The organism is Hyphomicrobiaceae bacterium (assembly GCA_041397645.1).
Taxonomy (GTDB): domain Bacteria; phylum Pseudomonadota; class Alphaproteobacteria; order Rhizobiales; family Hyphomicrobiaceae; genus Hyphomicrobium_B.
Map to the genome: position 1 here is coordinate 394,683 of JAWKWE010000006.1, position 23,335 is coordinate 418,017.

The 23,335-nt window shown below is 56.2% G+C and carries 27 protein-coding genes and 1 pseudogene; 16 read left to right on the forward strand and 12 right to left on the reverse strand.

Annotated features, from left to right (window positions below; all coding sequences use genetic code 11):
- Positions 1 to 49: 49 nt before the first annotated feature.
- On the reverse strand, positions 50 to 613 hold the full coding sequence (locus R3D51_17740; protein ID MEZ5901325.1) for a hypothetical protein: 564 nt from the start codon (positions 611 to 613) through the stop codon (positions 50 to 52).
- A 1,299-nt stretch (positions 614 to 1,912) separates the two neighbouring features.
- Here R3D51_17740 and R3D51_17745 point away from each other — a divergent pair.
- From R3D51_17745 to R3D51_17775, 7 genes are all read left to right on the forward strand, one after another.
- Entirely contained in the window at positions 1,913 to 2,194 is a 282-nt protein-coding gene (locus tag R3D51_17745) for a hypothetical protein (GenBank protein MEZ5901326.1), read from the forward strand.
- A gap of 321 nt (positions 2,195 to 2,515) precedes the next feature.
- Positions 2,516 to 2,905 carry a hypothetical protein gene (locus tag R3D51_17750; protein ID MEZ5901327.1) on the forward strand — a complete coding sequence of 130 codons (390 nt, stop codon included), beginning with the start codon at positions 2,516 to 2,518 and terminating at the stop codon, positions 2,903 to 2,905.
- A gap of 244 nt (positions 2,906 to 3,149) precedes the next feature.
- Positions 3,150 to 3,410 carry a hypothetical protein gene (locus tag R3D51_17755; protein ID MEZ5901328.1) on the forward strand — a complete coding sequence of 87 codons (261 nt, stop codon included), beginning with the start codon at positions 3,150 to 3,152 and terminating at the stop codon, positions 3,408 to 3,410.
- A 461-nt stretch (positions 3,411 to 3,871) separates the two neighbouring features.
- Positions 3,872 to 4,288: a hypothetical protein gene (locus tag R3D51_17760; GenBank protein ID MEZ5901329.1), complete on the forward strand. Its 417-nt coding sequence runs from the start codon at positions 3,872 to 3,874 to the stop codon at positions 4,286 to 4,288.
- Between the two features lie 1,004 nt (positions 4,289 to 5,292).
- On the forward strand, positions 5,293 to 5,760 hold the full coding sequence (locus R3D51_17765) for a hypothetical protein (protein ID MEZ5901330.1): 468 nt from the start codon (positions 5,293 to 5,295) through the stop codon (positions 5,758 to 5,760).
- Positions 5,761 to 7,075: 1,315 nt separating this feature from the next.
- The gene (locus tag R3D51_17770) at positions 7,076 to 7,369 is read left to right on the forward strand and encodes a hypothetical protein (protein ID MEZ5901331.1); all 294 of its coding nucleotides are present in this window, start codon (positions 7,076 to 7,078) and stop codon (positions 7,367 to 7,369) included.
- A gap of 168 nt (positions 7,370 to 7,537) precedes the next feature.
- Positions 7,538 to 7,816: a hypothetical protein gene (locus R3D51_17775; protein MEZ5901332.1), complete on the forward strand. Its 279-nt coding sequence runs from the start codon at positions 7,538 to 7,540 to the stop codon at positions 7,814 to 7,816.
- Positions 7,817 to 8,679: 863 nt separating this feature from the next.
- On the opposite strand, the gene R3D51_17780 is transcribed toward R3D51_17775, so the two are convergent.
- Complete coding sequence (locus tag R3D51_17780; GenBank protein MEZ5901333.1) at positions 8,680 to 8,958, reverse strand: hypothetical protein; 279 nt, start codon at positions 8,956 to 8,958, stop codon at positions 8,680 to 8,682.
- Positions 8,959 to 9,187: 229 nt separating this feature from the next.
- On the opposite strand from R3D51_17780, the gene R3D51_17785 reads away from it, so the two are divergent.
- The 8 genes and pseudogenes from R3D51_17785 to R3D51_17820 all read left to right on the forward strand — a co-directional run bounded on the left by R3D51_17785 (position 9,188) and on the right by R3D51_17820 (position 14,903).
- Positions 9,188 to 10,366 carry a hypothetical protein gene (locus R3D51_17785; protein ID MEZ5901334.1) on the forward strand — a complete coding sequence of 393 codons (1,179 nt, stop codon included), beginning with the start codon at positions 9,188 to 9,190 and terminating at the stop codon, positions 10,364 to 10,366.
- Between the two features lie 26 nt (positions 10,367 to 10,392).
- Positions 10,393 to 10,827, forward strand: coding sequence for a tetratricopeptide repeat protein (locus R3D51_17790; GenBank protein ID MEZ5901335.1), 435 nt, complete (start codon positions 10,393 to 10,395; stop codon positions 10,825 to 10,827).
- A 403-nt stretch (positions 10,828 to 11,230) separates the two neighbouring features.
- Positions 11,231 to 11,503 carry a hypothetical protein gene (locus R3D51_17795; protein ID MEZ5901336.1) on the forward strand — a complete coding sequence of 91 codons (273 nt, stop codon included), beginning with the start codon at positions 11,231 to 11,233 and terminating at the stop codon, positions 11,501 to 11,503.
- 261 nt (positions 11,504 to 11,764) lie between these two features.
- Positions 11,765 to 12,475: a hypothetical protein gene (locus tag R3D51_17800; GenBank protein MEZ5901337.1), complete on the forward strand. Its 711-nt coding sequence runs from the start codon at positions 11,765 to 11,767 to the stop codon at positions 12,473 to 12,475.
- Entirely contained in the window at positions 12,408 to 12,830 is a 423-nt protein-coding gene (locus R3D51_17805) for a polymorphic toxin-type HINT domain-containing protein (protein MEZ5901338.1), read from the forward strand. The genes R3D51_17800 and R3D51_17805 overlap by 68 nt, the downstream gene beginning before the upstream one ends.
- A gap of 530 nt (positions 12,831 to 13,360) precedes the next feature.
- The gene (locus R3D51_17810) at positions 13,361 to 14,029 is read left to right on the forward strand and encodes a hypothetical protein (protein ID MEZ5901339.1); all 669 of its coding nucleotides are present in this window, start codon (positions 13,361 to 13,363) and stop codon (positions 14,027 to 14,029) included.
- Positions 14,030 to 14,034: 5 nt separating this feature from the next.
- Positions 14,035 to 14,391, forward strand: a complete 357-nt coding sequence (locus R3D51_17815) for a hypothetical protein (protein ID MEZ5901340.1) — start codon at positions 14,035 to 14,037, stop codon at positions 14,389 to 14,391.
- A gap of 227 nt (positions 14,392 to 14,618) precedes the next feature.
- Positions 14,619 to 14,903 (forward strand): annotated as a pseudogene (locus R3D51_17820) (transposase).
- Here the strand turns inward: R3D51_17820 and R3D51_17825 are convergent.
- From R3D51_17825 to R3D51_17860, 8 genes are all read right to left on the reverse strand, one after another.
- Entirely contained in the window at positions 14,895 to 15,476 is a 582-nt protein-coding gene (locus R3D51_17825; GenBank protein ID MEZ5901341.1) for a hypothetical protein, read from the reverse strand. The pseudogene R3D51_17820 and the gene R3D51_17825 overlap by 9 nt on opposite strands.
- Entirely contained in the window at positions 15,449 to 16,066 is a 618-nt protein-coding gene (locus R3D51_17830) for a hypothetical protein (GenBank protein ID MEZ5901342.1), read from the reverse strand. The genes R3D51_17825 and R3D51_17830 overlap by 28 nt, the downstream gene beginning before the upstream one ends.
- Complete coding sequence (locus R3D51_17835) at positions 16,060 to 17,070, reverse strand: hypothetical protein (protein ID MEZ5901343.1); 1,011 nt, start codon at positions 17,068 to 17,070, stop codon at positions 16,060 to 16,062. The genes R3D51_17830 and R3D51_17835 overlap by 7 nt, the downstream gene beginning before the upstream one ends.
- A gap of 313 nt (positions 17,071 to 17,383) precedes the next feature.
- A complete protein-coding gene (locus R3D51_17840) occupies positions 17,384 to 18,187 on the reverse strand; it encodes a nucleotidyltransferase domain-containing protein (GenBank protein ID MEZ5901344.1) in 804 nt (267 codons plus the stop codon).
- A 492-nt stretch (positions 18,188 to 18,679) separates the two neighbouring features.
- Positions 18,680 to 19,348, reverse strand: a complete 669-nt coding sequence (locus tag R3D51_17845) for a hypothetical protein (GenBank protein MEZ5901345.1) — start codon at positions 19,346 to 19,348, stop codon at positions 18,680 to 18,682.
- Between the two features lie 3 nt (positions 19,349 to 19,351).
- Positions 19,352 to 20,395 carry a hypothetical protein gene (locus tag R3D51_17850; protein ID MEZ5901346.1) on the reverse strand — a complete coding sequence of 348 codons (1,044 nt, stop codon included), beginning with the start codon at positions 20,393 to 20,395 and terminating at the stop codon, positions 19,352 to 19,354.
- 52 nt (positions 20,396 to 20,447) lie between these two features.
- On the reverse strand, positions 20,448 to 21,164 hold the full coding sequence (locus R3D51_17855; protein ID MEZ5901347.1) for a hypothetical protein: 717 nt from the start codon (positions 21,162 to 21,164) through the stop codon (positions 20,448 to 20,450).
- Positions 21,161 to 21,517, reverse strand: coding sequence for a hypothetical protein (locus R3D51_17860; protein MEZ5901348.1), 357 nt, complete (start codon positions 21,515 to 21,517; stop codon positions 21,161 to 21,163). The genes R3D51_17855 and R3D51_17860 overlap by 4 nt, the downstream gene beginning before the upstream one ends.
- Here R3D51_17860 and R3D51_17865 point away from each other — a divergent pair.
- On the forward strand, positions 21,512 to 21,931 hold the full coding sequence (locus tag R3D51_17865) for a hypothetical protein (protein MEZ5901349.1): 420 nt from the start codon (positions 21,512 to 21,514) through the stop codon (positions 21,929 to 21,931). The two genes, R3D51_17860 and R3D51_17865, sit on opposite strands and share 6 nt — an antisense overlap.
- Here R3D51_17865 and R3D51_17870 read toward each other — a convergent pair.
- Together R3D51_17870 and R3D51_17875 are read right to left on the reverse strand one after the other, a co-directional pair.
- Complete coding sequence (locus R3D51_17870; protein ID MEZ5901350.1) at positions 21,910 to 22,134, reverse strand: hypothetical protein; 225 nt, start codon at positions 22,132 to 22,134, stop codon at positions 21,910 to 21,912. The genes R3D51_17865 and R3D51_17870 overlap by 22 nt on opposite strands.
- Before the next feature lie 37 nt (positions 22,135 to 22,171).
- On the reverse strand, positions 22,172 to 23,257 hold the full coding sequence (locus R3D51_17875; protein MEZ5901351.1) for a hypothetical protein: 1,086 nt from the start codon (positions 23,255 to 23,257) through the stop codon (positions 22,172 to 22,174).
- Between the last annotated feature and the right edge of the window lie 78 nt (positions 23,258 to 23,335).

A 23,335-nucleotide genomic window follows, 5' to 3' on the forward strand; every position in this document is an offset into this window, starting at 1 on the left:
ACCTCTAAGGTTGGCGCGCGTGTGCGCTTCTCGGCGCAGCATTCTAAGACTACTTGCTTCGGATAAGTGTCGCCTCAACACGCCCAAGAAACCCATCGAGTGACTCTGCGCAGACACGAATACATGTTTGATCAACGATAAACGAGGCGTCAATCGTCAATGTCTTTCCGTTCGTGAACATCATGGCGCAACTCGTGTAATCACCGGCATACTTCACCCCCGCTTTTCGACCAATGACCAAGGAGAATTTTTGGCCGAAGATGGAAGCGTCCATTACGGCTCTCACACCGCCGATAGATTTGGTCGGATCGCTGGAAACTGCTTTGAGCTCATCAGCGAAAACCTTCAAAGCTTCATAAGCAACGGCAACTTGAGCGATTTGCAGCCGGAAGTCGGTGATGAGAGGGGGATCGGCAGCACGTATCAATTCTCGCTGCCAAAAGTCGCCATCGTATCGGATCGACAGCACCAAGTATCCGCTGTCGAACACCGTTCGAGCCAGTACAAAGGTAAGGTTCTCTCGCCCGCTCGACGACGGGATGCTCCAGTCGAAGTCGTCACCTACGTGGTCCACCACCAGGGTTTCCTTTCCATCTCCGTCCATGCTCTTCATTTGGATTTACATTCCTCTCCCCGGTTTCGTGAGGCGTCCGACCTCGAGATTCGTGACCTCCCATGTCCTCTCCAGGTCCTCGGTCGGGTATTGGATTATCAGGGTCAGGGTCTAGGCTTGGAGCTCCTTCGACGTCGCGCCATTGACTTCTTCTCTTGTCCACTTCCCCGGACGGTTTTGTTGCTCAACACTCGGCAAGCCGGTGTTGATGTGGTTCCAGATGTTGCGCGCCTTCCGGCCGGCTCGCGGAACGTGAGTCGGAAGGCGCATCAAGCAAGCAGGCTTGCACTACAACTGGCACCGGCATTACGATCCCAGCCTCGGCCGCTACACCCAGCCCGACCCGCTCGGTTTTGTGGATGGGCCGGGGGTGTTTAGTTATGCGGGGAGTGCGCCGCAAACGCGTATAGATAAAACGGGACAGAATACTTTTACCGAAGGCATCGTACTAGGAGGCCGGACAGGCGGAGCCATATGTGGACCGAACTGCGCTGCTGGCGGCGCTATAATTGGTGGTATAGTTGGCGGCGGAATACTACTCTACCAGTGCTTCAAAACAATTACGTGCGAAGCGAAATGCAACGTTCAGCAAATTGACCCAAAAGCCGAGTGTCCTCAGCGAGTCTATGGCACCGCAACGGGGAATGATCAGGTCAACGCATGCAAGGCCGCCCAAAAAGATGCCAACAGCAAAGTGCCTAGGGGCTGCTACAAGCGGCATTGCGACTGTGACTGCGGTTAACGGGCGAGGCTGACCTTGAGAGTATGGGAAATCACCGGCACGTTCGAGATCGAATTTGACCTAGCCGGCGCTGAGGTTCTGGTTTTTAAGGTGGAGCTGTGTCGGCGCGTTGATACAGGTGAGATGAAAGTTCATGTTTTCCGATCGGATATGTACCGGGTCCAACCCCTTGAAGCTGGACACGAACCAGTCGCGGAAGCTTGGTATGTGCTCGACACAACTTTTGATGATCTACAACTAAGGGCACGGTCCACCAAAGAGGCCCTGGATGAGATTATCGCAGCGATGAGAACGCAGCTCACTTTGCCTAATACCTGATCTGACTGTGGTCACGACGGCGAACAACCAGTCGTTCGACTACTCACCGGCCAATCGCCTCAACAGCGCCAGCGGTCCTTACGGGTCGCAGTCGTGGTCTCCAACGTCGCCACGTCGCCGGCGCTGCTCATGGTCCGCTCTTTTGTTGGTCAACACGCGGCAAGCCGGTGTTGAGCGTGATCAGCTCAACCGGCCAGTGAGCGCGCGGATGCTGGTGGGCATCCGAAGCGCGATCAGGAATGACGGATGCCACGGGCGCCGATGTCTGGTCGGCTCTCTACAGCCCGTTCGGCGGCGCCTACACGCTCTCAGGTGCCGAAACCCTCAACGCCCGCTTCCCCGGCCAGTTTTGTTGCTCAACACTCGGCAAGCCGGTGTTGAGCGTGGTTCCAGCTGTCGCGCCTTCCGGCCGGCTCGCGGAACGCGAGTCGGAAGGCGCATCAAGCAAGCAGGCTTGCACTACAACTGGCACAGGCATTACGATCCGACAATCGGACGATACACACAGCCAGATCCGCTAGGGTTTGTGGATGGGCCGAGTGTCTATGATTATGCGAGGAATCTTCCTATTAGGATCATTGATCCAGATGGTCGTATCGGAAGGCCAAAAGGAAAAAATAAGGAAGATTATCGGTCACGAGCCTGCAAGCCGAATGAGCTAGCAAAATGTGAGGCTGAATGTGCTCCGAAGCCATTGTGGCTATGCCAAGTGTCTCAGGTACGCAAAGTCTTTGGGTTGTATGAAGAAAAAGACGGTACAGTTACCGTATTGAAGAGTTGGGAGGACAAAGAGCTGACGTGCAAATGCGATGTACCGGAGTGCGAAAAATAAGGGCGACGCAATGTGGTTTGAAGGAAGAGAGGTCTCTTTAACGGCGATGCCGGTAGAGGCAACTGCGTTGGAGATCGGAAAAACCTATTTTTCCCTAACCTTTATAGACAGCTTTATGCTGACTCCCATTCTAGAAACTTTGGTGTATCTCGGACAAGAAGAAGCGGTTGACGGTAAGATAGTCTTGCAATTTCAGGACATCTCATCTTTCAACGCCGGCGTGCCAATGCCGAAGTCATTCGAGGGTTCAAAACCCAGGCTGAGCCATACTCCTTCAGGTGACATCGCGACTTTCTATCAATGCTCGCCAACAGATCTTGGCTCCGTCTTCGAATTCGAGAATGCTCTGGCCCTTCTTATGCTCTGCTCGTTGCGACGCAAGAAAGCGAACGCCAAGTGAGGGGGAACTCCCCGTCTCGAAGGTCACGTATCCTTCCGGCCGCATCGTCCTTTACGATCGCGATAGCGTCGGGCGTATCAACAAGGTCTCGACCAAGCAGAACTCTGGCGCTTCGAGCGTGACCGTCATCGACAACGTCACCTATCAGCCGATCTCGAACCTCATCAAATCTCTGACCTACGGCAACAGCCTGGCAGAGACCAACGCGCACACCCAGGACTGAGCGCAATCGCAGTGCACGGTGATGAACGGCGCCACGACCGTGATGGGGCTTACCTTCGGGCGGACCGACAACCTCAGCATCACCTCGATCGGCGATACGGTGCACCTCCGCCAACAACCGGTGTTGGGCTGCTCGGCGGCCAACCGCCTGAACAGTGCCAGCGGGATCTACGGCTCGCAATCGTGGACCTATGACGGCGTTGGCAACCGCACCAGCGGACGTTCGGCGGGGTCACCGATACCTACAGTTATCCTTCCACCAGCAATCTGCTGCAGGGTGTAGCACGCTCTCGCTGGCGCTTCGGATGCCACCGCATCCGCGCAGCAACGCCCGATCCCGCGCCTTCACCTATGATGGAGCCGGCAACACCCTCACCGACGTGCGCACTCTTTTCGCGCCTTCCGGCCGGCTCGCGGAACGCGAGTCGGAAGGCGCAACCAAATTGGCGTCACGTATGCCTACACCTATAACAACGCCAACCGCCTCAAGACGGTGTCGCAGTCGGGCAACCTCATCGGCACCTACACCTACAACTTGCTGTTTTGCGCGCCTGCGCGCGCGGGGGGCCGCGAGCAGCTCGCTCGTTGCGTTGCGCTGCCGATTCACGTCGCGCATGGAAGGATGTGCGACGATCGGAGCGCGGGCGGGTGATCACGAACTCAGGTTCCGCCAACGGCACATCTTGTTTGCGCTTCGGATGCCCACCCACATCCGCGCGGTCTCGGTCGCGCAAGGCGGATCGTTTGAAACAGGTGCGCTCACCGGCGCAGTCGCAGCAGGTTCAAGCCTGCCTGCTGGACTCATCCGGAGTCATGGGCCACTCGGGCGACGGCAATCCCGGGAGTACATCGCGGAACGCACTGCCGTTGCAGCCGTTGCCGGCGGCACCGGCTTCCGTCCTCGCAGGTGGCAAGTTCGCTAACGGCGCAATAACAGGCGCGTTTGCGCAGCTGTATAATGCGGAGGCAGTTGATGAAGTCCAGCAGAAGCTCCAGGCAGTTGCCGACGATGCCATAAAAATCGATGCTGCAGGGGATGCGGCATTTTCTGACGATCAGCTGGCTGCTCAAAAGACCAAACCTTATGTCGTGCAATGCACCGAGGCTACAATATCGACGCTGGTTGTCCGCGACGCGATAGTAGGGATATCCAGCTGTTAGGTCGGTTGACGGGTAGAATAAACGGAGGAGGATTTGACGGACCCTGCTGCGTTACCGGTATGAATGACTCACCACCGGCCAGTGGCCGACGAAGGTAGCGAAGCATGGCAGCTTGAATCTCTTCCACATCAATACGTCTCGTGCTCTGGCCCAGCGGCCAACGTGTTGAGTGTCGTGGGAGCAATAATTGACATCATCACTGGCAGACAGTTTGATACATTCTGCCAAGCCAATCCCTCAACATGCTATCCAAAGCGAAAGGAGATATATTAGTCGCAATGCGGAAAGCCTCACAAACCGATGGCAAGTTCCTTAAAGCTAGATGGTGCGGGTGAACTCGATCTCTGTTCCGTCTCGCCGTTTGATTTACAACGACCGGTGTATGGGCTGATTTCCGGGGCCACTGCCGATGGGCGCTCATTCGAGAATGCCACGTTCGAGAACGTCGATTTTTCGTATAGCAACTTGACGCGCGCCAGATTCATCGCCTGCCGTTTCGAGAACTGGCATTTTCAAGAATGCCAATCTCGTGAGACTCTACGTCAAAAAATGCGAGTACACAGATTGTGATTTTTCCGGAGCGGATTTTCGCCGGGCCCTTCTGGGAGTGTTCGGGACAACAATGCGACGTTGCGTTTTCGACGGTGTGAAAACCGCGGAATGCAGCCCCGTAAACCTCATATTCGAGAATTGCAGCTTCCAAGGTCGCGACTGGCGAAGGATCAGATTTTGGCAGCAGGATTCTGGAACTGCTCTTTTGTCGGGGGGACGTTGACGCTGTTGATCTAACGGCCATGGATTATTATACCCCATATAAATTGGCTGGGTTCGCCGCTACGAAGTGGACTGCATGATGTCTCGTTTGAAAACGCGAGGCTGCGGTTTGTCGGGTGTAAGGATGGCTGCACAATTGAAAACGTGCAAATGCTCGTAGACGGAGTTCGTTCATTGGCGATGCTGCCGGTCTGGTCTCATTGGAAGGGCAACTCACCTCGCAGCCGCGATTGCTGGATGGTATCCGCGAGTATTTCCAGGTAAAGCATCTGAAATCCCAGACTAAGCAGATAGTAAACAGAGACGACCTCGAAATCCTGAATACGCCGAAACTCGCTGACGAACTTGATGAACTGATGCGTACTGAACCGCAATTAGACCTTCTTACACAAGGGCCGGATGGCGTGCGAGTTTCGAGCGGGATTGCTCGCTCCACCGTACATGCAGTTGCGGCAATCTTTATTATAGACAGGCGCGTACGTGCCGATCGGTCGCAGATCAATGCGGGGTATTGCAAACCGGGCAATCCAATCGCTGCGGCGGTCAAGGTCGGCCTGCACGCGGTTGTGGGCGGCGCGGTCTCGGTCGCGCAAGGCGGATCGTTTGAAACAGGTGCGCTCACCGGCGCAGTCGCGGCTGGATCGAGCCTGCTCATGGACAGCCCGTCTCATGGGCCACTCGGGCGATGGTGTGCCTGAGAACGTTGTAAGCCCGCACTGCCGTCGCAGCTGTCGCCGGCGGCACAGCCTCCGTCCTCTCCGCCGGCAAGTTCGCCAACGGTGCCATCACAGGTGCGTTTGCGCAGTTGTATAATGCGGACTGGACGAGCACCGAGCCACCCCGGGGACTTCGATTACCCTATTTCCGTGTATTCAATGCACCGGGCGACAACCCATTTCTCCTGTAACTGGGAAGCTGGTGCCGGACAAACTGTGACTTTGCGCACTATCCGGTTAATCCTCTTAAACCTATTCAAACATCCCCATAAACCTATTCGTATAGAGGAATCCGCAATGACACAAATGAAGGTCTATAAGATTGGAGAAGAGCCGGTCTCGATATCTGTCGAATTGCAGTATCTTCGAATGTTTTTCGCGTCTCACGCGATTGCCTTCAGAATTTAAATTCGACCCCACCCTCCACAGATGTGGCTTGATTGAGTTTGACATGTGGGAGCGGAGTGGTGATTTAAACGTATTATGGCCACTATTGGCGTATCTTCCTCGCAAGCATTGATGGATGATCAGGTATTTACACTGCATTTCGATAACGGAGTGGGAGATGTCTGTCGCAATGACTGGCGTACTCCGGAACTCGTAAACATTTATCGTCTCGGGGTTAAGAGAGAATGAAATGATGAGATATCCGGCCGACGCCATTAGTACCCGATTACATCCCTTTAGTTCAGGATATTACGCACCCTCGGCGAGGCAGAACGTATTTCCACAACGGAGCGATAAGAGAGGAGTGATGGGCTGGCGATCAGTGGCGGCGCGTTTGGTGATTTTAACCGCGCCGAGGAAATTCTTTGTTACGCATTCCACGTTGCATCCGGGCGCTCCGCCGATCCGTTCGTGCAGGACATCACAAACTTCAGGCCTTCAACGCCTATGCGTTGATTGCGCTTCCGACCTCCTTGCTGAGAGCCGGCCGGAAGCGCTTAGAGCCGCGCGCGCAAATGGCCCGAAGCGGAGTCGTAACGCGCCAACCACGGCGGCAGAGCAACCCGCTGTCCTGTTCTTGCGCTTCGATGCCCACCCGCATCCGCGCGTCACCGACCCCTTCAGGCTTCTTCCTCAAGGGCCTGTTCAAGGCCATCGGCAGTGTGTTCAGAGGTATCGGTCGTGGCCCTTGCTCATGCCGCTAAAGCCATCGCTAGATCATCAATAGGAAGAGCGATCCTTCAGATCGTGGCCTGTGCCAATCCCGCGGCTGCGTTTACGCAAAGGCGCCAGCGGTGGCGCGGGTCACTACCGCAGGCGGAACACTCCAAGCAGGCGTTTATTTTGCGCTTTGGCATTCGTGCAAGTCGGTGCGAGTAACGGCGGCATCATCGACATTTGGGGTAAGGTCGGCGACGCGGTGGTCCTCTCCGGCACGGGGCTCCGTCGGCGTCCGGCCTGTCGCACGGCGTGGTCTCCAGGTGATCTCGATGGCCCAGGGCGGCTCGTTCGTCAGCGGGTTCATGTCCGGCAGGTCGTGGGCGGCGTCGGCGAGATTTCCGGCGGATCGGTGAAGCTGGCTGTCTTACCGCGACCGTCGTCGCAGGCGGGCATGGCCTCGGTGCTCAGGCGGCAAGTTCGCTAACGGTGCCATCACAGGTGCATTCGCGCAGCTGTATAATGCTGAAGCTGGCCCGGAGTGGTATAAGAAAATTCGACAGCAGCATTCAGATGGCGTGCGCCAAGCTCGAACATTATCAGGGCTCGCCTGGATGAAGGTGCTGACTGAACCAGGAAGGCCGAGACGACGTATGTGGCTGGCTTTGGATACGCCCTGATTTTAGATGATCTTCCGCAAGATCCCCAAGGGGCCATTAAGGGAATTGAAGCCGCCGACTTCGGTTATAACGACCTTCGGCTGGACCCACACCAAGTCGACAAGGATGTCGCCGTTCAGTTGTTAGATGCGGCGCACAACGACAGGACTATCTGTGAGTCGACCCGCCTATTATGGAGTTGGGTTCATATCGACATTGAAGCCGGTTGGTCTGGATTTAACCTGGAGTTTCAGATTGAAAGCTGCCGGCGTTGAATTGCAGACGTGTGGTTATAAGGGCTGTAGCAAGGAGATTGAGTGCAAAAACGACCGCGCCGTGATCTCTCGCGAATTGTCAGAACTCGGATATGGCAAAGCCTGTCGATACGAACATATGGGCGACGGAGTAATGATGACGTTTATCACAAGTTGCGACTCGTCGAAGCACCGTTCGCCGGTGGAGTAGTCGATAATGCCGTCGTATCGGTTCTGGTCTGGAAATCCCGGCGCCGACCATTTCTGCAACGTGTCAGAAAATATGGGCCACCAGCTTTTTCAGGTTTCCACCTCCTTTTCACCTGAATGTCCAACAGTCGCGACGTCCACCGGTACGCGCGGCCTTTACGAGTTGTGGCAATGGATACGGCCCAATATGATGCCAAGGGACTGGCAGAGGCACCAAATTGAGTTGCAAGAAGCCGCAAGCGGCTGCGTCCGATCAATCACCGACCTTGAAAGTTTACGCGGCTGCTGTCGGACTGTCGGTGATTTTCTTGGCATAGGGTGAACGCTTTGATGCGTACAGCGCTCATCATCTATCTAGGTGTACGTCAGAGACGTGATCCTGATGAAATCGCTGCTGCAATTCAAGGTCAAAGTAGCATCAGCTGGAAGGCTCAAAATTTGCCTGGCCGAACCGGGAAATGGAAATTATAGAGGGTATTTGGACTCATCGGTGGAAGCAAACGCATGGTCCGGTAATGCGAAGAACCGTAGGGCGAGCGATGACCTCAACGAAGCGATATGGTGGCGGTGACGGTGACGATCACCTGGTCGGCGTTCGACAACCCACATCGAGAAGGGCACCAACAGCATCGATCTGGCGTATGGCCCTGGTCAGTCGTCATGGCGGACCGATGTCAACCAGACCGGCACCACGACCACCTATTACATCGCGGGCGGAAGCTTTGAGGTCTCGGTGGCCCAATTGGTCTGAAGACGCAGGCGCCTACACTTTCAGGCACCGTTGTCGTCATGCGCTCCGAGAGCGCACTGCCGGCCCAAAGGGCCCGCAAACCTGCCACTTCCTCAAGGATCACCTTGGCCTGCTTGCCGCCGAGGCCGACGATCAGGGCGCCATTCATAGAGTCTACTCGTTCGATGCCTGGGGCAAGCGCCGTCAGGTCGACGACGGCCATATTGTCCATCCTTCAACTGGCAGTTCGCAGGTCACCTGCGGTTATATTTCTTTAGAGGTGCGTGCGACTCTCCTGCGTCGAGCCGGCCGCACGCACATGCCACGAGCAGCTCGATAAGCGCGGATGCTTGTGGGCATCCGAAGCGCGGCTGAGGTGTTGGTCTCATCCACATGAACGGGCGCGTCTATGACGCCGACATCGGCCGCTTCCATTTTAGTGCGCGCTCCGGATGCCCACGCTGCATCCGCGCTCCGCCGATCCGTTCGTGCAGGACATCACAAACTTCCAGGCCTTCAATGCCTATGCCTACGTGCAGAACAACCCGCTGTCCTACACCGACCCGTCAGGCTTCTTCCTCAAGGGCCTGTTCAAGGCCATCGGCAGTGTGTTCAGAGGCATCGGTCGCGCGTTTGCGCATGCCGCTAATGCCATCGCTAGATCATCAATAGGAAGAGCGATCCTTCAGATCGTCGCCTGTGCGAATCCCGCGGCCGCGTTTACGTGCGCGCCAGCCGCGGCAGGGCTAACTTTGCTCGCAGGCGGAACACTCAAACAGGCGTTTATTTCCGCAGCTTTGTCATTCGTGCAAGTTGGTGCGAGTAACGGCGGCATCATCGACATTTGGGGTAAGGTCGGCGACGCGGTGGTCCTCTCCGGCACGGGGCCCGTCGGCACCGCCTTGTCGCACGGCGTGGTCTCCGGTGCGATCTCGATGGCCCAGGGCGGCTCGTTCGTCAGCGGGTTCATGTCCGGTGCGGTCGCGGGCGGCGTCGGCGAGATCTCCGGCGGACTGGGTGAAGCCGGTCAGTTCACCGCGACCGTCGTCGCAGGCGGTACGGCCTCGGTGCTCTCAGGCGGCAAGTTCGCTAACGGTGCTGTTACTGCGGCCTTTGCCCTGATGTATAATAATTGGGAGCACGGCGATGGAGAAGACGGCGCTGCTGGTGTGCGCGGAAGTAGAGGAGCACCGAACGGCGTAGGTGCAGAAAGCCCTCGTGCCTTTATCGAAAGAACCGAAGGTACCGGTCTGGGCCATCCCGACGAAGCGGCTCTTCAGCTCGGAATTGACACAGCCGTGTTAGCTGCTGGCGGCGAAGCGGTCGCAGGTGCGATTGCTTGGGCAAGAGGGGCTTTTGCGGTACGAAGTGTGGCGGCCACCAAGCTTTATACATTTGCAGATGATATACTTGATTGGATCGGCCCTGGAGCAAAACTCGAAAAGCCTACTGGCGGTTCTGACCTCCTTCTTCGTTCAGCCGATGGAACAAAACAGATAAGATTTGATATTACGAATCCACACGGTTTAAAACCACACATAAACGTGGAGACGTTCAAGCCCAGAAATCTCTATACGGGAGACACGAGAATGATCCAGCAATCGAATATGCATATTTTCTTTAAGCCATGAAGTACACTTCACAAGAGCTAATACAAATGGAGGCAAAGGCGCTTTCCTGCCAGAGTTCCGGGGATTGGAAAAGAGCTGTCGAACTCTTTGAAGCTATAGTTGCCCAACAACCAGACTGGGAACATGGTCTTGCATGGTCCAATCTTGCAGGTTGCTATGAAGAACTGAACGAACTTCCAGCGGCTCGCAATGCGTACGAGCAAGCAATGAAATTCTCCCGAAGAGATCTAATGATCTGGGGGAATTTTGCCTCATTTCTTTTTCTGCATGGTGATATCAAAGAGGCCTTCGACGAGCATCTCCGGCTTTACGGTGCTGCTGTGCAAGGCGGCGACGCCGACACCGCACAGACTGTAATCTTAGCCCTACAGACGTTGGCGCCCAAACTGGGGTGGACGAATGAAGACATTGATCTTCAACTATCACGAGCGCGGAACGATCAGTTTGCTCGAAAAGAGTAGCGGCCCTGACCAGCCCCACCGCGTGGTCCAGTTGCAATGTTATGCCCGATTCGGGTTGGACCTCACCCCATCTTTGGTCCGCTCATCATGCGAATTTTCGGGCTCCGTCTATCTGGGCGGCGAACGCTTCGGGCGTCAAGCCACGCATTTTTTCCCGGACTTCAGCGTGCAATGTTCGGCGGAAAGTACGCCGTCTTGGACAAAGATTGAGCCCTGGCCAGGGGAGGTAATGGTTTTTCACCGCGCGGAGTCTCGGGATTATCGCTCTTAATCTTAGATGCGCCGGCTTTGTACATCGGCAATCTCACCATGCGCCGGGAGATCCGCAGCGGGACGTTCAAACTCCGGGCAAAGGAGGCCGTCCTGGGGGCTATCGAAATGTGTATCCGGGTGGAAGAGCGAGATGAAAAAGACAGTGCTTAAGGCAACATCGGTACGCTATTTTTCCAGCATCGACGAAGATTTGTTTTTTGCCTGGCTTGGAAGAATTCGTTGCATCGAAAGCTATTACGGCGTTGGAGAAGAGTTATTGATCGAGATTGACGCAGACAAGGTTGGACCAGAGGAACTTAGCGAACTTATCGCGCTGTTCTTGCGCTACAAAGTCAACTTAAATCAACTTTCTGAGTTTGCGAACGGAGAGCAGAAGGCTTGGCTGCAAGAGCAAAACAAGTAGCTAATGTCAGATTGACTCTGTTCTATAACTGAGTGATCGGGCTGAAATATTAGTTCATCGCGCTTCTCTATTTTTTTTGATGCGACTGCAATCATCGACAGGCGAACGGCATGGGGCGTCTCGGAAACCCGCTACTTCCTCGGTCTGCACGCGGTTGTCGGCGGCGCGGTCTCGGTCGCGCAAGGCGGATCGTTTGAAACAGGTGCGCTCACCGGCGCCGTCGCGGCAGGTTCAAGCCTGCTCATAGACAGCTCCGGCGTCATGGGCCACTCGGGCGACGGCAATCCCGAGTACATCGCGGAACGCACCGCCGTCGCCGCTGTTGCCGGCGGTACTGCCTCGGTGCTCTCCGGCGGCAAGTTCGCCAACGGCGCCATCACAGGCGCGTTCGCACAGCTCTATAATGCGGAGGGTGGCGGCAAGGCATTGAAGTATGCGATGGCCGCTGGCGAGTTCGGCGCGAGTTTCGTTCCCGGCGTTGGCGAGGCCCAAGATCTTTACGTTTTGGGTCATCCAAACTCAAGCATACTGGAGCGCACGTTTGCGGGCATCAGCCTTGTGGCCAATGTTCTGACGGGTGGACTCTTGCCGAATGCGGGTGGTGCAATACGCGGGCTAGGCCACCTTTGCTCCTTCGAAGGCGACACACGCGTCGAGACAAAACGCGGTCGTATCGCGATCAAGGATATCAAGCCGGGCGATGAGGTTCTCGCGCGCGACGACAAGACCGGTCAAATGGCATTCAAGATGGTGCGTCACCGGGGCGACGCAGACGCTTCTTACCACGTCGAACCACCCCTTCTATGTGTCCGAGGCGGCAATCCCCGAGCTGCGGCTCGTCGCCAACGGTGGTGTGGCGGAGGTCGGAACCACATCGACCGGCCGCTGGGTCGAGGCGGGGGGGTTGGCGGCGGGCGCGCGGCTGATCAATTCGGCCAGCGGCTTCTCCGAGGTCGTCTCGGTTACAGTTGAAGATAAGCCGCTCGACGCCTACAATCTTGAGGTCGAGACGTTCCACACGTTCTTCGTCGCCTCACCCGCGAACGACAATGCTCCTGCCGTGTGGGTGCATAATGCATGTGCATGGTATCGCACCGCGGCCGATCTTCAGGAGCAAATGGCATTGGATGCCGCGAAAGGCGGCGCTGGCGACGTCATTATACGCAACTTGGGCGATCCGCGGTTCTCAGGCATGGATAAGGTCGAGTACGTCGTGAAATCGGATGCGGGCCGCACAACAACAGTCCACTACGTCAGAGACCCTGTTACAGGTGCATCGACGGACTTTAAGATCAAATCGTCCTTGAATATGGCAAAGCAGAAATGATCACAGTCAAATGCGTCAAGAACAGACTCGACTCGCTTTCTGAAGTCGTCAGAGATCGGCTCCGTGGGTCGATTAGAATCGATGGTGTAATTGATCCCCTTGAACTCGGGCAAACATACACCGTTTACGCAATTGCCCGTTGGAACGATGGGCTCCGGGTTTACATCGAGTCCATCGCGGGCGCGTATTGGCCTTCGCCGTATCCTGCTGAGTTCTTCGAGTTCACTCAAAGGGAGATCCCCAAAGGATGGTCTTTTCGGTTGAAGTCAGACAAAGGCGGAATGGAGTTGGATTGTATTAGTTTTCCTGAGTGGGTGAACGACGAAGCCTACTATGAAAGGCTGGTGGACGGCGATCCCCATGCGCTAGGAATCTATCAGCGCAGAAAGTCTGAGTGCTTGCCTAGCAGCACGTAGGAAGACGCGCCACTCGACGCTTACAAACTCGCGCAAGGCGGATCGTTTGAAACAGGTGCGCTCACCGGCGCAGTCGCAGCAGGTTCAAGCCTGCTCATAGACAGCTCCGGCGTCATGGGCCACTCGGGCGACGGCAATCCCGAGTACATCGCGGAACGCACTGCCGTCGCCGCTGTTGCCGGCGGTACTGCCTCGGTGCTCTCCGGCGGCAAGTTCGCTAACGGCGCCATAACAGGCGCCTTCGCGCAGTTGTATAATGGCGAGTGCCAGGCGTGTAAGGGTATTACCGGCCCAGAAATGGGCGGCGGTTCACGCATCGGCGCGATGCAGGGCGGCGGGGGCGCCGTTGGTATAGGGCTCGGAGCATGGATGAGCATGAAGCTCAGCAGTGCTTGGGATGCGTTCAGCAGTTGGGCGATGGCACCGGCGGATGTCGGATCAGGCGACGCAGGTGATCCACGAGTAACAATTTATCGAGCGATTGACTCCACAGAACTCTCGTATCTTGAGGCAAATGGGAATTATGGTCATAACCCATCAATGAGTGGCAAGTACTTCGGTCTGAGTTTGAGTGGCGTGCAGAACTTTGCGGGATGGTCTCAGAATTCTGGAGCCACTGTTACATCGACTACGGTTCCTCAGTCGGTGATCGATCAAGGTTATCCTTTTTCCGATCCAGGGAAGCAAGGAGCTGGGGCGTCGGTCTTCTTTTCGGACCATCAACTTGATACTGTAGTTTATCCGGCTATGACGCCACCAATTAATCTAGGTCCACAGCGATGAACACCATGAATAAGGAGCAGTTTGCGAACTTATTCCTTCGCGAACTCGAACAGGCTGCAAAGACCGCTTGCGAGCAGTTTAAGCTGAGTTTACCTGATAACTTTCGGATTGAATTGCATGGCGCCGGCGGCGAGGGCCGTATTTACGGCTTATCCGAAGCGATTGATAAACTATTTCTTGGCGATAGCAGGTTCTTCAAAATTATTGATATCGCTGTAAAAGCGATTGGGAACACTGAGACCATCTTTTTTGTTCGTGTTAGCGGTCACGTTCCATGTGCTTGGTCCGAAACTTGGGACCCCGTCCATTCTGGACCATTTAAACAATTGCGAGCGATCCGAGTCGGTAGCGAAACTAAATGATCTGAGCCCCTTGTCTCCTCCACTGAGAGGGAGAGTCCTGGATTAGAGTTGTGGCGCTGATCGTTCGTCACAGCAAGGGCCTGATGGTGGGCGTGGAACTCTTCAGGCGTCCAGTTCGAGAGCGCCAAGTGCGGGCGCGAGTTCACTCGCCATCCATGCCCCCGGGGAGCGAAGTGTCCGCAACAAGCGAACGATGCTGGCCGAGCACCGCACAAGCGCGGCGCTCGGAGATCTTCAACGGCAAGTTCCGCGACGAGTGCCTGTCGTTGGAGTGGTTCCGGTCGCGGGCCGAAGCAAAGGCAGTCATCGAGACGTGGCGGCGGCACTATAACGAAGTGCGGCCGCATTCGAGCCTGGGGTACCTGACGCCTGCCGCCTTCGCGGCAAAGATCGGGAACGCAGCGCCCGCCGATGTGACGGAGCGGACCGCTGCGGCTCTACGAGCCTTCGCGCTCCGCCCCGTCACATCGGAAGACAAACCAGAAGCAACGAGGGCTGATCTCTCAAGCTAAGAACGGTCCGAAGAAGTCGAGCAGGTCAGAGGAGCCGGTGCCGCAGGTGCCCGTGCCGGAGTAGGCATAGGTGCCAACATCCGAGCGGGTCAGGATATCGCCGCGGCTGTCGTATGTGACGTCAACATCGGAGGGCGTGCTCTGGCCGGGCAGCAGGGTCGAGACCTTGGTAACCCGGTTGAGCGTGTCATAGGTGAAGTTCTCGGTGAACTCCTGACCGCTTGCTTCTGTGCGATAGGTCGTAATCCAGCTGAGCCGTCCGGTGTTGTTGTTGAAGGTGCGGTACTCGGTGATCTTGCTGCCGAGATGGGTTTCCGTGACGTTGCCACGCGCATCGACCGCCGTTGCCTCCCAATAGGTGGCACCGCCTGAGGCCGTATCCTGGATCTTCTGCAGGTGGCCATAGGTCCCGTAAACGTTGGCAACCGTCAGTCCCGATGGGTATGTGGTGTTGGCGGGACGGCCCGAGCTGTCATAGCTCGTGGATACAGTGAAGCTTGCGCTATCGATCGTTTCCGTAACGCTGGAGGGCCGGCCTGCGTGGGCTAGGCGCCAAATTTTTGCGCTAGCCATGCTTGCAAATCGCTGGTCCAGCTGTCGAGTTCAGGGATGCCAACGACATCACAGATCGCTACTATTGCGTCGAGATCTTTACGTTCGCTCAAGATCTCCAATGTTCCTGGAACCGCATGGCTCGCAACGATTGCAGCAACTGGCTGGTCATCCAAATCGTTCCAAAACGCAAAACCATGGACAAAGATGCCAAGCGCTTCAGTGTTGTCAGGAATTTCCTGGCGGGAACTCATGTCGCCGACGGTCGTACCGGTATATAATGTAGAAAGTTCTCCAACACGCGCAGTCCTTTGCCACTCGAATCCGATTAATAGTCGGATCGAACCAAAATAGTGAACCTTATCTATCTCCTTCCAAGTCAACGTACGTTCGGACGGGGGGGCCAAGACGACAAAATAACATTCGAACTTGCGCCTGACGTCAGCATACGCAGCATCCACGTATGTCTTTTCATCATTTGAATGCACAAGTTTTATGCCGGTCGGATGGCCACGTGATCCAATATAATCACACACCGATACGGGTGCACTCAACCGCGAGAGCGAAACGACATTAGAATATCGCGGAAGCCACGTTTTAACAATCACCATGGCCAATTCGTCTCCGGAGGAAAGTGGATTGTTTCGTGGGGGCGTGCGCCACTAGCCGGAATGTCAACTCTGGGACCTTCAGCCGTTGGTCGTATACGAACACCATTCGGCGCAACAAGATGGCCCGGTCTTTTGACGTCAGCAACTAGATTCCCTCCAGTTAAAGCATCGACAACGCCAGGAAACCGATCTGCCGGAAGATCGGTGTTGATCCGGCCACCCTGTCGGTCGCCATTTTCACCAGTTACTTCTGTCGGGAGATCAGGAGCATCGCTATTGAAGATGTAGCCGTAGACGGTCGTCACCGCATCATAGATCAGAAGGCCACCGCCAATTATGTCGCCAACAGGGAGTGGCCCGTCCATCGCGGCGATAGTGGCGGCCGTCGCGGCTGTTGCGGTGAAGCGCACTGCGAAACCACGCGTAGCAGCTTTTGCAAGAGCTGCGGCGTCCGCATTATACAGCTGCGCGAAGGCGCCGGTGATGGCGCCGTTGGCGAACTTGCCGCCGGAGAGCACCGAGGCAGTACCGCCGGCAACAGCGGCGACGGCAGTGCGTTCCGCGATGTACTCGGGATTGCCGTCGCCCGAGTGGCCCATGGCTCCGGATGAGTCCATGAGCAGGCTTGAACCTGCTGCGACTGCGCCGGTGAGCGCACCTGTTTCGAACGATCCGCCTTGCGCGACCGAGACCGCGCCGCCGACAACCGCGTGCAGACCGATCTTGACCGCCGCAGAGAGCGGCCTGTCGGCAATGCCCCCGATGATCTGGTGGATCCCGGAATACGCACCTATCTGCACGAAGGAGATCGCCGCCCCTATGAGGGCCTGTTTGATCGATCCGCCCGCCGCCAGGGTGAGTGCAGCTCCTGCCGCCGCACATCCAACCGGTCCCGTCGTCGCACAGGCGACGATCTGCAGGATGGCTCTGCCTATCGACGACCGTGCGATCGCGCAACGGTGTGTATGATGGCATTCACAAACGGTTGGGTTATCGGGCTGCACTGCACGCTGAAGTCTACTCGCACGTCACAACTACTCGCTCTTATTGTAAGGTAGGGACAGACCGTTTGCTAAACACGTTGCTTCGTAACCAGCTCGTGCGCTCGCTAGAATATCGATGACCTCTTGAAGCCAATTTTGCGCAACATCTATATCGCCGCACTCCATTGAGTCCTTTGCTCGCGTTAACATTGACAATAGCGTGTTTAAGCTATCGCCCTGCACAACGACACCGGGGAACGCTCGTGTAGGAAGCTGGACTACCGCGTAGTTGTGCGGAGTCGTCAGCAATTTTGCTGTGATTTCTGACATGGTCTTATCTCGGCGTGAATGTGATATGCGGCTGATCAGTTCTCACAGGCCCTTGGTCGAAGTCTTGCGCCCGTGGCTCACCAAGTCCCCTCGAACCGCCAGGTAGGCTCTGACCAATTCGACCTGGAGATTTGCCTTCAAGTATATAATCCCAATCCGAATTTGGCCCTGCAGTTCCCGCGGCTCGGCTTCCTACCACGGTAATTTTTGTTCCATATCGATCAGCAGCATTCTGGATCCGAGAAATATCCCCCGGTGATAGATTATCAACCGAAGCGCCGCCGCCAGCTACAGGTCCGGTTTCGGCATCACTATAGACCGCCGATCCAAATGGATCAGTAACAAAGTCATAGATCACACCTGCGGTTTGTCCGCCAACCAATGCTCCGCCAACTACACCGGTCATTATGATACCGGGAGTTACGGCTCCGCATGCTCCGTAAGTTCCAGCTGTGCACAGTCCTGCCGCTCCTGAACCAACGACTCCCCCGAATATTGCACCAAGTGCACGACCCCCGCCTATCGCAATGCTCTTTCCGATGCCGTCCGCATTATAGAGCTGCGCGAATGCACCTGTGATGGCGCCGTTGGCGAACTTGCCGCCTGCGAGGACGGAGGCTGTGCCGCCGGCGACAGCTGCGACGGCAGTGCGGGCTGCAACGTTCTCAGGCACACCATCGCCCGAGTGGCCCATGACACCGGATGAGTCCATGAGCAGGCTTGAACCTGCTGCGACTGCGCCGGTGAGCGCACCTGTTTCAAACGATCCGCCTTGCGCGACCGAGACCGCGCGGATGCGGGTGGGCATCCGAAGCGCAAGGACAGGACAGCGGGTTGTTCTGCACGCCTTGGTTGGCGCGTTGCGACTCCGCTTCGCGGAGCCGGCCGCAACGCGCGGCTCTAAGCGCTTCCGGCCGGCTCTCCGCAAGGAGAGTCGGAAGCGCAATCAACGCATAGGCGTTGAAGGCCTGGAAGTTTGTGATGTCCTGCACGAACGGATCGGCGGAGCGCGGTTGCAGCGTGGGCATCCGGAGCGCGCACTAAAATGGAAGCGGCCGATGTCGGCGTCATAGACGCGCCCGTTCATGTGGATGAGGCCAACACCTCAGCCGCGCTTCGGATGCCCACGCTGCATCCGCGCTTATCGAGCTGCTCGTGGCATGTGCGTGCGGCCGGCTCGACGCAGGAGAGTCGCACGCACCTCTAAAGTATAGCCGCGGGTGACCTGCGAGAGCTGCCAGTTGAAGGGATTGGACGGCGTATAGCTGGTCCAGTCGACCTGACGGCAGGCGTTCTCAAGTTACAAACCCAAACTTCCGTGAACGTGATCGCGCACCGATGATACACAATCGACTGAAACTGTCGAATGATCCTTTAAGACCCGGAGCACCGAGATCTGCGCAGCTATTTCATTCATAAATGCGGGATCATTTGCAATCTTATCGTCAATCCCATTCATCAACTTGGTGTAATCCGATGAATGCTTGTTGCTTGCGATCCAGTCGGGTCCTAACTCAGCCCAAAGTTGTTGGGTATATTTTCTCTTGAGGCATTCCTTAACTGCTTCAAGCGACCAAGATCCGCATTTTTTTGCAAACGCAATATCTCTTGTCTGGCCATATTGGATAGCATTTTGAATTATATCACAAAAGATAGCCGCCTCCTCTGGTAGTGGAGGATCTTGCTCCATCATCCGCGCGCAAAGCTCCTGCGCTTTAATTGCCAATAGTCCTATAGAGTCACTCTCACATTCAGTTTTGGTAGCAGTCTTCCATATCTCACCAATTATATATTGCGCGTCGGAGTACATTTCTTTTCCTGCTAAGCAGCTGAAAAGCAGGTGAGCATTCCTTTCCCCGCATGCGACGCAAAATGCAAGTTTATGATTATCAGAGGGCAGGTCTAGTAATGCGACCATAGAACGGCGCTGGTAGTCGTTGAAGGCGGCCCCTAAGGCGCTTGTTGGCATGAATCACCTTCTTTTCCGGAACCAACCATATTGAGTCAATAAATTGAAAGTACAAGAGGGGCAAGAGTCTCGTGGTGCTATCGACAAGCCAATGCCCCTCAACCCATTTGCGGCTGCAAAGTCAAGAACATTTATTTCAGCATGATGGCTGTTGAAGTCTGAACGGGGTGCACTTGGAATTGCAATCGCATTTCCAGACGCTTCGATGATCGACATTTGCTCCAAAGTAAATCCGCGCTCGTATGAAGTCGATACCAAGTGTCGAATGCCCGATTGCCCTGAGACAGTCGTCATCTCGTCGAGCGTTAAGACAGCGGTCGTTCGAGATTTCCAGGCTCGATCCTCTGGGCCGCCTAAGGCATTTTGGACTTTATTGGCCAGAGCTCTGCCTTGCAGAGTATAATAGCCATCGACAACGTCTTCACCAAAGAGACTGCTAAACCAGTCCCTTCCACCCTCCGCATTATACAGCTGTGCAAACGCGCCTGTGATGGCGCCGTTGGCGAACTTGCCGCCTGCGAGGACGGAGGCTGTGCCGCCGGCGACAGCTGCAACGGCGGTGCGTTCCGCGATGTATTCGGGATTGCCATCGCCCGAGTGGCCCATGACACCGGATGAGTCCATGAGCAGGCTCGACCCTGCTGCGACTGCGCCGGTGAGCGCACCTGTTTCAAACGATCCGCCTTGCGCGACCGAGACCGCGCCGCCGACAACCGCGTGCAGACCGATCTTGACCGCCGCAGAGAGCGCCCTGTCGGCAATGCCCCCGATGATCTGGTGGATCCCGGAATACGCACCTATCTGCACGAAGGAGATCGCCGCCCCTATGAGGGCCTGTTTGATCGATCCGCCCGCCGCCAGTGTCAGTGCAGCTCCCGCCGCCGCACATCCAACCGGTCCCGTCGTCGCACAGGCGACGATCTGAAGGATCGCTCTTCCTATTGATGATCTAGCGATGGCTTTAGCGGCATGAGCAAAGACACGACCGATACCTCTGAACACACTGCCGATGGCCTTGAACAGGCAAGCACTTCCGGCGGACAGCATTGAGATCCAATGTCCGGACCGGGCTCTTCGCTATCGCAGGCCAGTCGTACTGCTAGTTCGGTTTGAATTTCTGGGCGGCCTGAATGACGAAGTCGAGATATTCTTCGGCCGAGAACCCGCGTATGGCAGGACCCGCGATATGCGCTTTCTGCAGCATCAACTTGTCCTTGATCTCTTGATCGCTCATGCCGAGTCGAGCTCCAAGAGCCACGGCTTGCGCCGCCCTCACTTCTGGGGACACCTGCCACCATGGAAAGGCATCCGAGTCGGTAGCGAGTGCCTCGAACCATGTTCGGATATCTGTGACGGATTTCAATGATGGTTCGATTTCACGATCCAGCTTGTCTTTGACCATGGCAACGATCTCGTCAGTCGCATAGTCGCACAGGAAGATGCCCCAAGGTGACCTTCCTGGACCTTGCCTGGCCCGCGTGAAGGTGGCGAACGCCAGCGCACAAAACCCGCGCTTGTTCTTGGTCCAATCGGAAGGATCTAGCCGCCTATATATAACGACGCAATCGACGCTGAACTGTTCGAGTTCATCGTTATAGAGGGCATACCTTAGGCCTAAACCTTGCTTGGACCTGCCTCCGTTTGTGGCGATCACAAGATGCTGCACATCTTCCGTACTCCAGGGCGCGCGAAAGTACTCGCGCTCTGCGCGCTTTTTTATGTGCGTGTAGCCACGTCCCGTCAGAATAGCTTTGGCGGCTGCGAACTTCGCCGGTGAATCCTCCAACGGATAGGCAGGCGGCTTGATGTTGATCATTTGCCGTCGCCCACCCAGAGCTGCGGCCAAGTCCTCACGCCCGAGTTCAAGAGGAGTTGTCGCATGACCGTTGTGCTCCAAACCGCTGCCCTCATGCCGCCGATCGTTGCGCCAGCATAGCTCACACCTTCTACAATTATCTGCCCATTTGTCGTCATCGCGCCATGCTTTGCCACTTGGAAGTCCTTATACACCTGCGACCATCGCAAGCCCCATTCATTACCATAAGTCGTTTTGACCTCGACCCCGTAGTTCAGACCATCGGCCGGACTCTTTGCAATGAGATCATAGAACCGGATGCCGCCTCCTGGAACCCTCGTGCCGAGCCGACCGTCTTCGACCTCGTTATGCAATATCTTCCAGCCTTGCTCTTCCATATCTTTGGCGACGATTCCAACTGCCTTATCGTGATAGAATTTCTTATTGACGAGGTCTGCCCCACCCTCGGCATTATAGAGCTGCGCAAACGCTCCTGTGATGGCACCGTTAGCGAACTTGCCGCCTGCGAGGACGGATGCTGTACCGCCAGCAACGGCTGCGACGGCGGTGCGTTCCGCGATGTACGCGCGCTGCGTCTTCAGACCCGATTGGGCGACGGAGACCTCGAAGCTTCCGCCTGCAATGTAATAGGTGGTCGTGGTGCCGGTCTGGTTGACATCGGTCCGCTTGAATCGACCCCGCTCAGGGCCATAGGCCAGATCGATGCTAATTATAACTCCTTAAGTCGAGCAAGCGTGCAACGCTGTCATTCATCAAAAAATTCTTGAGCTGCTTTTTCTCCAGTTATATCGACCAATTTATCGAGCAATGATGTGAATTCGGCGCCTAGAGACTCGACTTTATCCCGAGCCACTCCAATTCTCGTGTCAAACTCAAATATCTCCAGACCGTGGCAAATTTCATTTAGAGCATTGTTAATCAAAAGAACCTCACGCAGATCAAACTCAACTACCGCTTTCAAACGTTCCAAATTAATGACTCGCATTTTATCACCTCAGCTGGTCGTATCATTTTCTTCCATCTATTGGCTGGAAGGCGGTTCCTCCATCGGAAGCTCTCGGATTGTGAATTATCACTGTACTCGAGGCATCATCCCAGTAAGCTGAACGCCCCCCTGACAGACTCTTGCTCGCAGTGGGATTTCTCATCACACTTTCTATATGATCCGCGAACTGCTTTCGAGTACGAATACCTAACCCTCTGAATTCCCCAAACGCCAAGATGTGCTTTGTGAATGCATGCCCTGCAGCTATTGCTTCCGATATTTTACCGAGAGCTTTCCCCGGCCCCGGCATGACGCCGGCAGCGGCGGCGGCCCAACCCCAACCAGAGCACTGGGCCGAGAAGCAGTCATAGACATCTGATCCTGGAATCAGGGCCCAGGCGACGCTTTTCAACGTCTCGCGGTTTTCCAGAGCCTGCTCGGGTGTAATCAGATTTTTACTCGGATGGGCCCATTTGTTATACATCAGCGCGAAGGCCGCAGTGATCGCGCCGTTAGCGAACTTTCCGCCAGCGAGGATAGAGGCGGTGCCACCTGCGACGACGGTCGCGGTGAACTGACCGGCTTCACCCAGTCCGCCGGAGATCTCGCCGACGCCGCCCGCGACCGCACCGGACATGAACCCGCTGACGAACGAGCCGCCCTGGGCCATCGAGATCGCACCGGAGACCACGCCGTGCGACAAGGCGGTGCCGACGGGCCCCGTGCCGGAGAGGACCACCGCGTCGCCGACCTTACCCCAAATGTCGATGATGCCGCCGTTACTCGCGCCGACCTGCACGAATGCCAAAGCTGCGGAAATAAACGCCTGCTTGAGTGTTCCGCCTGCGAGCAAAGTGAGCCCCGCCGCCGCTGGCGCGCACGTAAACGCAGCCGCGGGATTGGCACAGGCCACGATCTGCAGGATAGCTCTGCCTATGGACGACCGTGCGATGGCTTTGGCGGCATGAGCAAAGACACGACCGATGCCTCTGAACACACTGCCGATGGCCTTGAACAGGCCCTTGAGGAAGAAGCCCGAAGGGTCGGTGGCGCGCGGATGTGGGTGGGCATCCGAAGCGCAAGGACAGGACAGCGGGTTGTTCTGCACGTAGGCAGAGACCCTCTAGGTCATCCGTTTGTGAAGCTCAGAGAACAGACAGTGGCCCAGCGAATTTAACTCGACGAG

Coding starts and splice junctions, on each gene's coding strand:
- R3D51_17855 (MEZ5901347.1), bottom strand. CDS start 21,164: ATGATCAACATCAAGCCGCCTGCCTATCCGTTGGAGGATTCACCGGCG.
- R3D51_17745 (MEZ5901326.1), top strand. CDS start 1,913: ATGACGGATGCCACGGGCGCCGATGTCTGGTCGGCTCTCTACAGCCCG.
- R3D51_17815 (MEZ5901340.1), top strand. CDS start 14,035: ATGAATAAGGAGCAGTTTGCGAACTTATTCCTTCGCGAACTCGAACAG.
- R3D51_17785 (MEZ5901334.1), top strand. CDS start 9,188: ATGCCCACGCTGCATCCGCGCTCCGCCGATCCGTTCGTGCAGGACATC.
- R3D51_17790 (MEZ5901335.1), top strand. CDS start 10,393: ATGGAGGCAAAGGCGCTTTCCTGCCAGAGTTCCGGGGATTGGAAAAGA.
- R3D51_17845 (MEZ5901345.1), bottom strand. CDS start 19,348: ATGCCAACAAGCGCCTTAGGGGCCGCCTTCAACGACTACCAGCGCCGT.
- R3D51_17795 (MEZ5901336.1), top strand. CDS start 11,231: ATGAAAAAGACAGTGCTTAAGGCAACATCGGTACGCTATTTTTCCAGC.
- R3D51_17740 (MEZ5901325.1), bottom strand. CDS start 613: ATGAAGAGCATGGACGGAGATGGAAAGGAAACCCTGGTGGTGGACCAC.
- R3D51_17825 (MEZ5901341.1), bottom strand. CDS start 15,476: ATGGCTAGCGCAAAAATTTGGCGCCTAGCCCACGCAGGCCGGCCCTCC.
- R3D51_17800 (MEZ5901337.1), top strand. CDS start 11,765: ATGGGCCACTCGGGCGACGGCAATCCCGAGTACATCGCGGAACGCACC.
- R3D51_17750 (MEZ5901327.1), top strand. CDS start 2,516: ATGTGGTTTGAAGGAAGAGAGGTCTCTTTAACGGCGATGCCGGTAGAG.
- R3D51_17865 (MEZ5901349.1), top strand. CDS start 21,512: ATGCAATATCTTCCAGCCTTGCTCTTCCATATCTTTGGCGACGATTCC.
- R3D51_17755 (MEZ5901328.1), top strand. CDS start 3,150: ATGAACGGCGCCACGACCGTGATGGGGCTTACCTTCGGGCGGACCGAC.
- R3D51_17830 (MEZ5901342.1), bottom strand. CDS start 16,066: ATGGTGATTGTTAAAACGTGGCTTCCGCGATATTCTAATGTCGTTTCG.
- R3D51_17840 (MEZ5901344.1), bottom strand. CDS start 18,187: ATGCCCACCCGCATCCGCGCGGTCTCGGTCGCGCAAGGCGGATCGTTT.
- R3D51_17810 (MEZ5901339.1), top strand. CDS start 13,361: ATGGGCCACTCGGGCGACGGCAATCCCGAGTACATCGCGGAACGCACT.
- R3D51_17850 (MEZ5901346.1), bottom strand. CDS start 20,395: ATGCTGTCCGCCGGAAGTGCTTGCCTGTTCAAGGCCATCGGCAGTGTG.
- R3D51_17780 (MEZ5901333.1), bottom strand. CDS start 8,958: ATGGCCGTCGTCGACCTGACGGCGCTTGCCCCAGGCATCGAACGAGTA.